The sequence below is a fragment of the uncultured Campylobacter sp. genome, from assembly GCF_937890585.1.
Taxonomy (GTDB): Bacteria; Campylobacterota; Campylobacteria; order Campylobacterales; family Campylobacteraceae; genus Campylobacter_A.
Genome location: NZ_CALACG010000199.1, coordinates 1 through 8,566 on the forward strand (window position 1 = coordinate 1; position 8,566 = coordinate 8,566).

At 41.9% G+C, this 8,566-nt stretch carries 8 protein-coding genes; all 8 read left to right on the forward strand.

Annotated elements, in window-relative coordinates:
* The coding region (locus Q0296_RS05830) for a GGDEF domain-containing protein (RefSeq protein ID WP_298037914.1) at positions 1-1,177 on the forward strand (1,177 nt) is incomplete at its 5' end.
* On the forward strand, positions 1,174-2,376 hold the full coding sequence (locus Q0296_RS05835; protein WP_298037918.1) for a Mur ligase family protein: 1,203 nt from the start codon (positions 1,174-1,176) through the stop codon (positions 2,374-2,376). The genes Q0296_RS05830 and Q0296_RS05835, both read left to right, overlap by 4 nt.
* A complete protein-coding gene (gene mfd, locus Q0296_RS05840; RefSeq protein ID WP_298037921.1) occupies positions 2,357-5,302 on the forward strand; it encodes a transcription-repair coupling factor in 2,946 nt (981 codons plus the stop codon). The genes Q0296_RS05835 and mfd overlap by 20 nt, the downstream gene beginning before the upstream one ends.
* A complete protein-coding gene (locus Q0296_RS05845) occupies positions 5,299-6,063 on the forward strand; it encodes an ATP-binding protein (RefSeq protein WP_298037923.1) in 765 nt (254 codons plus the stop codon). Before mfd ends, Q0296_RS05845 begins: the two co-directional genes overlap by 4 nt.
* Entirely contained in the window at positions 6,060-6,728 is a 669-nt protein-coding gene (locus Q0296_RS05850) for an endonuclease III (RefSeq protein WP_298037926.1), read from the forward strand. Before Q0296_RS05845 ends, Q0296_RS05850 begins: the two co-directional genes overlap by 4 nt.
* Positions 6,729-6,821: 93 nt before the next feature.
* Entirely contained in the window at positions 6,822-7,727 is a 906-nt protein-coding gene (gene cysK, locus Q0296_RS05855; protein WP_298037928.1) for a cysteine synthase A, read from the forward strand.
* 4 nt (positions 7,728-7,731) lie between these two features.
* A complete protein-coding gene (epsC, locus tag Q0296_RS05860) occupies positions 7,732-8,283 on the forward strand; it encodes a serine O-acetyltransferase EpsC (protein ID WP_298037931.1) in 552 nt (183 codons plus the stop codon).
* A gap of 40 nt (positions 8,284-8,323) precedes the next feature.
* Positions 8,324-8,518 (forward strand): hypothetical protein, encoded by a 195-nt coding sequence (locus tag Q0296_RS05865; protein ID WP_298037937.1) that lies wholly within the window; start codon positions 8,324-8,326, stop codon positions 8,516-8,518.
* Positions 8,519-8,566: the final 48 nt, after the last annotated feature.

The window sequence follows — 8,566 nt, forward strand, 5'->3', positions numbered from 1 at the left end:
ACTTGCTAGAAGATATGATGAGAAAAATCTTGAAGAGATGTGCCTTAAATGGTTTGACTTTGTAAGCTCTTACGACACTGAATTTTTGGACTTTTTGAAATATTATGGCGTGAGAGACTTTGACGATCTAAGGACTATGAGCGCTGAGCTTGAGAAATTTCTCTCTCAAAAAAATGAAAACACAGAAGAAAACTCTTTAGTTGAGCTTTTAAATTTTGCGCTTGAGCCTTCTATCACAAAGGAGCTTGGCGAAGAGCTTAGCAGCATTAGAAGCGTTTTAAAGCAAAATCCACAAAGCCTAAATAGCAAAGAAATTCAAGATAAGATAAAGACCTTTGTTGATCGTAGGATAGAAGAGGATAGAAGCGAGATCATCGAAAAAGTGGGCTCGATAAATAACATCTTGCAAAACATAGGCGATAGAATTTCTGACATCGCAGCTAGCTCAAAAAGTAGTTCGGCTAAGGCGCAAAGCATCAAAAACGACCTTAAAAGTGTAAATTTAAATGAAAATAGCATAGACCATGTAAAAAGTATGCTCATTGAGATCGCAGGTGCGCTTGAGATAGAGAGCAAGGAGCTTGGCCTTGAGATGAATAGCAAGCAAGCGACTATTTCTGAGCTTCAAAACAGAGTCACAAGCTTAGAAAAAGAGCTTGAAGCTGCTAAGCTTGAGAGCAAAGAGGACTTTTTAACAAAAGTCGCTACAAAGCGCGCATTGATGACTGAGATGCAGCGTATCGAAGAGGCTTATAAGCGCTACGGTACGGACTATTCTATCTGTTTTGTTGATATCGACTTCTTTAAAAAGATAAATGACACTTACGGACATGAGGCTGGTGACGTGATACTCTCAGCCGTGGCTCAGGTGCTTAAGAAAAATGCTAGAAAAGTGGACTTTGTTGGCAGATATGGTGGCGAGGAATTTGTCATTTTGCTACCAAGCACGAGCCTCAAAGATGGCGTGAGATTTGGCGAGAAGCTAAGAAGCATGATAGAAAATTTCAAATTTATCTATAAAAATGATCGCATTAGGGTAACTATTAGCTCTGGTGTGGCTACAAGAAGCGCAAATTTAAGCGACACTATGACACTTGAAGCGGCTGATAAGATGCTCTACTCTGCAAAAGAGGGCGGCAGAAACCAAGTCATGCCAAAGATAATCGAGGAAAAATGAGTCTAGCGAAATTTCTTGACGGCAAACCGCTTTACTACAAAGAGATCGACTATGGCAGGATCATAAGGGCTTATGATACGATCAAAGGCCATCTAAAGCCTTTTAAGATAATCCACATCATCGGCACAAATGGCAAAGGTAGCACCGGCCGCTTTTTAGCGCAAATTTTAAGCCAAAATGGGGCAAAAGTAGGACACTATACAAGCCCACATATATTTAAATTTAACGAGCGATTTTGGCTAAATGGCGAGGTCGCTAGCGATGAAATTTTAGAGAGAGCTCATGAGCGTTTGCAAGCTCTTTTGAGTGATGAATACAAGATAAAAACGAGCTATTTTGAGTATATGACGCTGCTTTCTGCGGTGCTTTTTGAGGGTTGTGACTACTTTGTCTGCGAGGCTGGCATGGGCGGCGTGCTGGATGCGACAAATGTCTTTGAAAAAGAGCTAAGCATCTTTACTCCGATCGGCTTTGATCACACGGCGATATTAGGCAACAGCTTAGAAGAAATTTCACGCACCAAATTTGAAGCCATGGGTGCAAGAGCGGTTTTGAGTAACGATATGAACGAGGCAAGTATCGCTATCGCAAAAGAGATCGCAAGCGAGAAAAAAGCGGTTTTAAGCTTTCCAAGAGAAATTTTGACCAAAGAGAATTTAAACGAGATCGCAAACTACGCAGATAAATTTAATCTACCAGAGTTTTTGCGCTCAAATTTAACTCTAGCCTACGCCGCGGCTAAAATTTTAGATAGAAGCATAGATATCAAAAAGCTTGGCGCTTTATCGCTTCGTGGTAGATGTGAAAAGATCGATTCAAATTTATACGTTGATGTCGGTCACAACGAGCTTGGCGCAAAGGCTGTGGCTAAGAAATTTAGCCAAGAAGAGTTTAGTGGCAAGAAGCTTACTCTAGTTTACAACTCATTTTTAGATAAAGATTTCAAAGCGGTCTTAGCAGCTCTAAAGCCAGTCGTTGAGAGCGTGCTGCTTTATCGCTACCACTGCGAGGGCAGGGAGCTTGGCGGAGAGCTCATAAACAAAGCGCTAAACGAGCTTGAAATTTCGCATAGAGAGTTTGAGTCAAGCGATATGAACGATATAAAAGAGGCAAAAAACGGCAAAATTTACCTAGCATTTGGCTCGTTTCACCTAGCCGAAGCCTTTTTAAAAGAGTACTATGCAAGCAAAGGTCTATGAGTATCTTTTAACGCACGCCCCACAAATTCTCATCTGTGAAGATGACAAAGAGGCGGCACTCTGCGCTGATGCGGCCAGTTTTGCTGGCTTTAACGCCTTTAAACTACCTGATTTTAGAGCTAAAAAAGGCGATGATCTAAGAAGCTTTAACGAAGAGCTTTTTGAAATTTCATCCGTTCTTAGCAAATACTATAAATTTGATGGCAAAAAGATCATCATAAGCCCATTTAGCACGCTTTTAAACCCACTTCCAACGCAAAAAAACCTAGAAAGCTCAACGATCAAGCTAAAAGATAATCTAAATTTAAACGAATTTGCTGACTTGCTCATACGCTTTGGCTACGAGTGCGTCGATATCGTTGAGAGCGTTGGTGAGTTTAGCATACGCGGCGAAGTCGTGGACATTTACGGTGTAAATATGGATGATCCTGTTAGAATTTTGCTCTTTGGTGATGAGGTGGAGAGTATCAGAAACTATAACACCGCCACGCAGATAAGCAACAAAAATGAGCTAAGCGAAGCCGAGATCGTGCCATTTATCGCAAATCTTAGCAAAGATGAGTTTGAAAAAGTGAGCCAAAAGATCGAGGATATGCAAAGCGATGCCTTGATGAGTGATCTAAATTCGCTTGGATTTTGGGCGATAGATAGCTTTAGCGACTACTTAAAAGAATTTGACTCAAAGCTTGTTAAAAAGATCGATTTTGAAATTTATGATGCGCCTGAGGAGAAATTTAAGGGCATTGAAATTTTGCCCGAGCCAAAGGTTTATAAAGACCTAGAAGTTACTTTAAATTTTGACTTTTTTGAGCTAAATAAGAGCAAAAATATAACCGTTCTTTCAAGAAACGAGGGGCTTTTTAAGGGCTATGAGCTTGACGGCTTTGCCAACGTAAAGCTTGAAATTTCGCCCCTTGTAGTAAATTTAACCTCAAGCGACAAGATCGTAGTCTCACTAAATAAATTTGAGAAAAAAAGGCGAGTTAAACGCTCAAGCCTCGTGGTGGATGAGCTAAAAGTAAATGACTATGTCGTGCATGAAGATTATGGTATAGGCAGGTTTTTAGGGCTTGAAAAGATCAAGGTTTTGGGTGCTACGAAGGAATTTGTGGTTATCGCCTACCAAAATGACGACAAGCTTCTTTTGCCAGTTGAGCATCTAAATTTGATAGATCGTTACATCGCGCAAAATGGCTCTATGGCAGTGCTTGATCGCCTTGGCAAGGCAAATTTTGCCAAGATAAAAGAGAAAGTTAGAGAAAAACTCTTTGCGATCGCCTCAAAGATCGTGGCGATGGCGGCAAAAAGGGAGCTGATCGCTGGTAAAATTTTACAAAAAGAGGATATCTCTTATCTAAATTTCGTCCAAGATGCTGGCTTTTCATACACGAGTGATCAGCAAAAGGCGGTAAATGATATAAAAGATGAGCTAAAAAGCGGCAAGGTGATGGATAGGCTGCTTAGCGGAGATGTTGGCTTTGGCAAGACTGAAGTTGCGATGAACGCCATATTTACCTGCATAAAATCAGGCTTTAGCGCATTTTTCTTCGTGCCAACGACACTACTTAGCTCGCAGCACTACAAGACGCTAAGCCAAAGATTTAGCAAATTTGGCATAAAGGTCTTTAGGCTGGATCGCTTCTCAAGTGCAAAAGAAAAGGCAAGCTTGCAAAAAGCGCTAAAAGAAAGTGAGCCCATAGTTTGCGTGGGTACGCATGCGCTTCTTGGCGTAAAGGCTGAAAATTTAGGGCTTATCGTCGTTGATGAAGAGCATAAATTTGGCGTTAAGCAAAAAGAGCAGCTAAAAGAAATTTCTCAGCACTCACACATCTTAAGCATGAGCGCCACACCGATACCAAGAAGCCTAAATATGGCGCTTAGCAAGATAAAAACATATAGCATTTTAGCCACTCCGCCAAGCTCAAGGCTGGATGTGAGAACAAGCGTGAGAGAGTGGGACGAAAAGGTCGTCAAAGAGGCGATCATGCGTGAGCTAAGACGCGGCGGGCAGACCTTTTACATCCACAACCACATCGCAGACATCGAGCAGACGGCAAATGATCTAAGGAAAATTTTGCCAAAGCTTAGAATTTTAATACTTCACTCAAAGGTAAATGCGAAAGTCACTGAAGATGAGATGATGAAATTTGAGCGAGGCGAGTATGACTTGCTACTTTGCACCAGCATCGTTGAAAGCGGCATCCACTTGCCAAATGCAAACACAATAATCGTAGAAAATGCTAATAAATTTGGCATGGCTGACCTGCACCAGCTCCGCGGTCGCGTGGGTAGAAGCGACAAGCAGGCCTACTGCTACTTTTTGGTGGAAGATAAAAACGCCATTAGCAAAGACGCTCTAAAACGCCTTGTAGCACTTGAGGGCAACTCATTTTTGGGCGCTGGCTCGGTGCTAGCCTATCATGACCTTGAGATAAGGGGTGGGGGTAACATCATCGGCGAGGCGCAAAGCGGTCACATCGAGGCTATCGGCTACTCGCTGTATCTAAAGATGCTAGAAGATGAGATAAATAAGCTTCTTAATCAAGACTCTGCAAAGCTTGATAAGATCGATCTAAAACTTAGTGTGAGCGCCTTTTTAAATCAAGAATTTATAAGAGAAGATAGGCTAAGGCTTGAAATTTACAGGCGCCTTAGCAAGTGCAAAGAGGTGGGCGAGGTCTATGAGATACAAAGCGAGCTTGAGGATAGATTTGGCAAGATAGATACATTTACAAAGCAGTTTTTAGACGTCATCATCATCAAAATTTTAGCCCTAAAAGCTGGCATAAAGACTATCTCAAACAGCGAGCAAAATATACTAATAACAAAAAATGACGACGAGAAGATCAGGCTAAAGTCTCGCAGTAAGGATGACGACGATGTTTTGGCTGAAATTTTAGTCTATCTAAGAAAGGATAAGAGATGATAGATTGGGGCGTGAAGTACGCAGCGATATATAGAAGTACAAAAGGGATGTTAAAACCAGTTGAGGATATTGATTTTGTCGATATCGACTCACTTTATGGACTGGAGAAACAAAAGGAAATTTTACTGCAAAACACACTAAATTTCATCGACGGCAAAGAGGCAAACCACGTGCTTCTTTGGGGTGAGAGAGGATGTGGCAAGTCAAGCCTTGTAAGGGCGGTATTTACGCAGTTTTATAAGATGGGACTTCGTATTATAGAGATCGGCTGCGAGGATCTAAAATACCTTGGCGACATCATCGATGAGATCAGAAAAAGCGAGTTTAAATTTATCATTTTCTGCGATGACCTAAGCTTTGAAAATGGCAGCAATGAGTATAAATTTCTAAAGCCTATCATGGACGGCTCTATCCAAAAACCGCCTAAAAACGTCCTTTTATACGCCACATCAAACCGCCGCCACCTAATAAGCGAGTTTAAAAGCGAAAATGAAAACTCGCAGTATATAGACGGCGAAATTCACTACAGCGACGCCACTCAGGAGAAAATTTCTCTCTCAGATCGCTTTGGTCTTTGGGTCAGCTTTTATCAAGGCAACTATGACGAGTACCTAAAAATGGTCGATTTTTACTTCAAAGAGTACTCTGGCGACAAAGATGAGCTTCACACGCTTGCTAAAAATTTTGCCACGCTAAGAGCTAGTAGAAGTGGCAGGACGGCAAAGCAGTTTTATCTAACATTTAAAGAAAATTTAAAATGAGATCAACTGATCTATTTTTAGCTCTGCTAAATCACAAAAGTAGAAATTTAGACGAGCTAAAATGGCCGGGCGAGGGCACTTTTGAGGTTATTTTGGGTGCTATTTTGGTGCAAAATACCAACTGGAAAAACGTAGAAAAAGCACTAGATAATCTAAAAAAAGCCAGCAAAGATAGCCTGCAAGCTATCTGCGCGCTTGAAAACAGCGAGCTTGCCACGCTCATAAAGCCAAGTGGTTTTTACAACACAAAGGCAAAACGGCTAAAAACGCTTTGTCTGGCTATAAAAAATGAATTTGAGAGCTTTGAAAATTTCAAAGAAAACGCAAGCCGCGAGTGGCTTATAAGTGTAAAGGGCGTTGGTGCAGAGACTTGCGACGCGATACTAGCATACGCCTGCGGCAAGCCATATATGGTCGTTGATGCCTATGCGCTTAGGATAATGGCATATTTTGACTATAATTTCGAGTGTTACGACGAGGCGGCTGAGTGGTTTGGCTCGCTTGAGTATGATGAAATTTATAAATTTCTTGATAGTGATAAATTTGATGAGATTGAGGTTTTAAAGGTCTATCATGCGCTTATTTTGGAGTTTTGCAAGGAAAATTTCAAAGGCAAAATTTTAAGCCAAAGCGGGCAAGAGGTGCTTGATAGCATTAAAGATTGAAATTTTATTTTAAATTTGGCGTAAATTAGGGCTTTTTATGTTTTATTTTAAATTCTGTGCTAAATTTACGTAAAATTTATATTAGGAGAGGCAATGATATACGACAATATCGTTAAAACGATCGGTAATACACCTATTGTAAAGATAAAAACAGGTGCTGACGAGGCTGAAATTTACGTGAAATTAGAGTTTTTTAACCCAGGCGGCTCTGTAAAAGATAGGATCGCATTTAATATGATCACTAAAATGCTAGCTGATGGCACGCTAAAACATGGCGACACTATCGTTGAGCCAACAAGCGGCAATACTGGTATCGGCGTAGCTATGTGCGGTGCTGCGCTTGGCTTTAAAGTGATCCTTTGCATGCCTGAGAGCATGAGCATAGAAAGGCGCAAGATCGTAGCTGCATATGGCGCTCAGCTTGAGCTCACCCCTGCAGCTGGTGGCATGAAAGCAGCGATCGCAAGAGCTACCGAGCTAGCTGCCCAGCCAAATCACGTAATGCTAAGCCAGTTTGAAAACAAATACAACCCACAAGCTCACGAGCTAACAACAGCCGCTGAGATCATGGCTGACTTTAGCGAGCTAGACGCCTTTGTGGCGGGCGTTGGCACGGGTGGCACGATAAGTGGCGTGGCAAAGGTGCTAAAAGCAAAAGGATATAATACAAAGATCGTTGCTGTTGAGCCTGAAGCATCACCTGTGCTAAGTGGCGGCAACGCTGGTCCTCATAAAATTCAAGGCATCGGAGCTGGTTTTGTGCCAAATACAATGGATCTAAACCTAGTTAGCGAGATAGAAAAAGTGAGCAACGAGGACGCACTAAACGCAGCTAGAGCGGTCGCAAAGAGCGATGGCTTGATGCTTGGCATAAGTGGCGGCGCATCTTATGTGGCTGCAAAAAGAGTGGCTAAAAAGCTTGGCGCTGGCAAAAAAGTGCTTTTCATAGCGCCAGATAATGGCGAGAGATACCTAAGTACAGAGCTTTACGGAGCGTAAAAATATGTGGGAGAGTCTAAAAGAGCTAGTTCAAACCGTCCGCGAGAAAGACCCGTCAGTCCATGACTGCTGCTTTTTGGCGATACTTATCAACACGCCAGGTATTCACGCGGTCTTTTTTCATAAAATTTCACATTTTTTATATCAAAAAAAGTGGTTTTTTCTAGCTAGACTCATCTCACAAATCGCAAGAATTCTAACAGGCATCGAGATCCACCCAGGGGCGAAGATCGGTAGGAGATTTTTCATAGATCACGGCATGGGCGTGGTTATCGGCGAGACAGCTGAGGTCGGTGATGATGTGATGATGTATCATCAAGTGACACTTGGAGGCACTGGCAAAGAGTGTGGCAAGCGCCATCCGACCATTAAAAATGGCGTGACTATCGCCGCTGGCTCAAAGATACTTGGAGCCATAACGATCGGTGAAAATGCCAAGATCGGCGCAAACTCGGTCGTGCTAAAAAACGTCCTAGCAAACGCAACAGTCGTTGGCATACCAGCAAGGGTTGTCAGGGTAAATGGGACGAAATTTGAGCCAGAGTTTATCATCTAGAAGCCAAATTTGATCTCCCAGCGCAGCAAGGAAAGCTAAAATGCAAATTTTTGATACGGCAAATTTACTATCCACTATGCTGCCAGCGTTTTTTAGCTTTGCGCTACCTATTGTAATATTTGTAATTTTAGTAAATTTGATAACAAAATTTATCAGACGAAAGCTGCGCCAAAAATCTTACGTAAAATTTAACCAAAGAAATATAACTGATACGTTTAATGCAAGCTTTTGCTGAGGGCATGGCTTATGAAAAAAGAGTGCCGATAAAAGAGGATGTCTATTG

What these genes read in the sequence shown, in the direction of transcription:
- Q0296_RS05835 (WP_298037918.1), top strand. Translation starts at nt 1,174, where the DNA reads ATGAGTCTAGCGAAATTTCTTGACGGCAAACCGCTTTACTACAAAGAG.
- mfd (WP_298037921.1), top strand. Translation starts at nt 2,357, where the DNA reads ATGCAAGCAAAGGTCTATGAGTATCTTTTAACGCACGCCCCACAAATT.
- Q0296_RS05845 (WP_298037923.1), top strand. Translation starts at nt 5,299, where the DNA reads ATGATAGATTGGGGCGTGAAGTACGCAGCGATATATAGAAGTACAAAA.
- Q0296_RS05850 (WP_298037926.1), top strand. Translation starts at nt 6,060, where the DNA reads ATGAGATCAACTGATCTATTTTTAGCTCTGCTAAATCACAAAAGTAGA.
- cysK (WP_298037928.1), top strand. Translation starts at nt 6,822, where the DNA reads ATGATATACGACAATATCGTTAAAACGATCGGTAATACACCTATTGTA.
- epsC (WP_298037931.1), top strand. Translation starts at nt 7,732, where the DNA reads ATGTGGGAGAGTCTAAAAGAGCTAGTTCAAACCGTCCGCGAGAAAGAC.
- Q0296_RS05865 (WP_298037937.1), top strand. Translation starts at nt 8,324, where the DNA reads ATGCAAATTTTTGATACGGCAAATTTACTATCCACTATGCTGCCAGCG.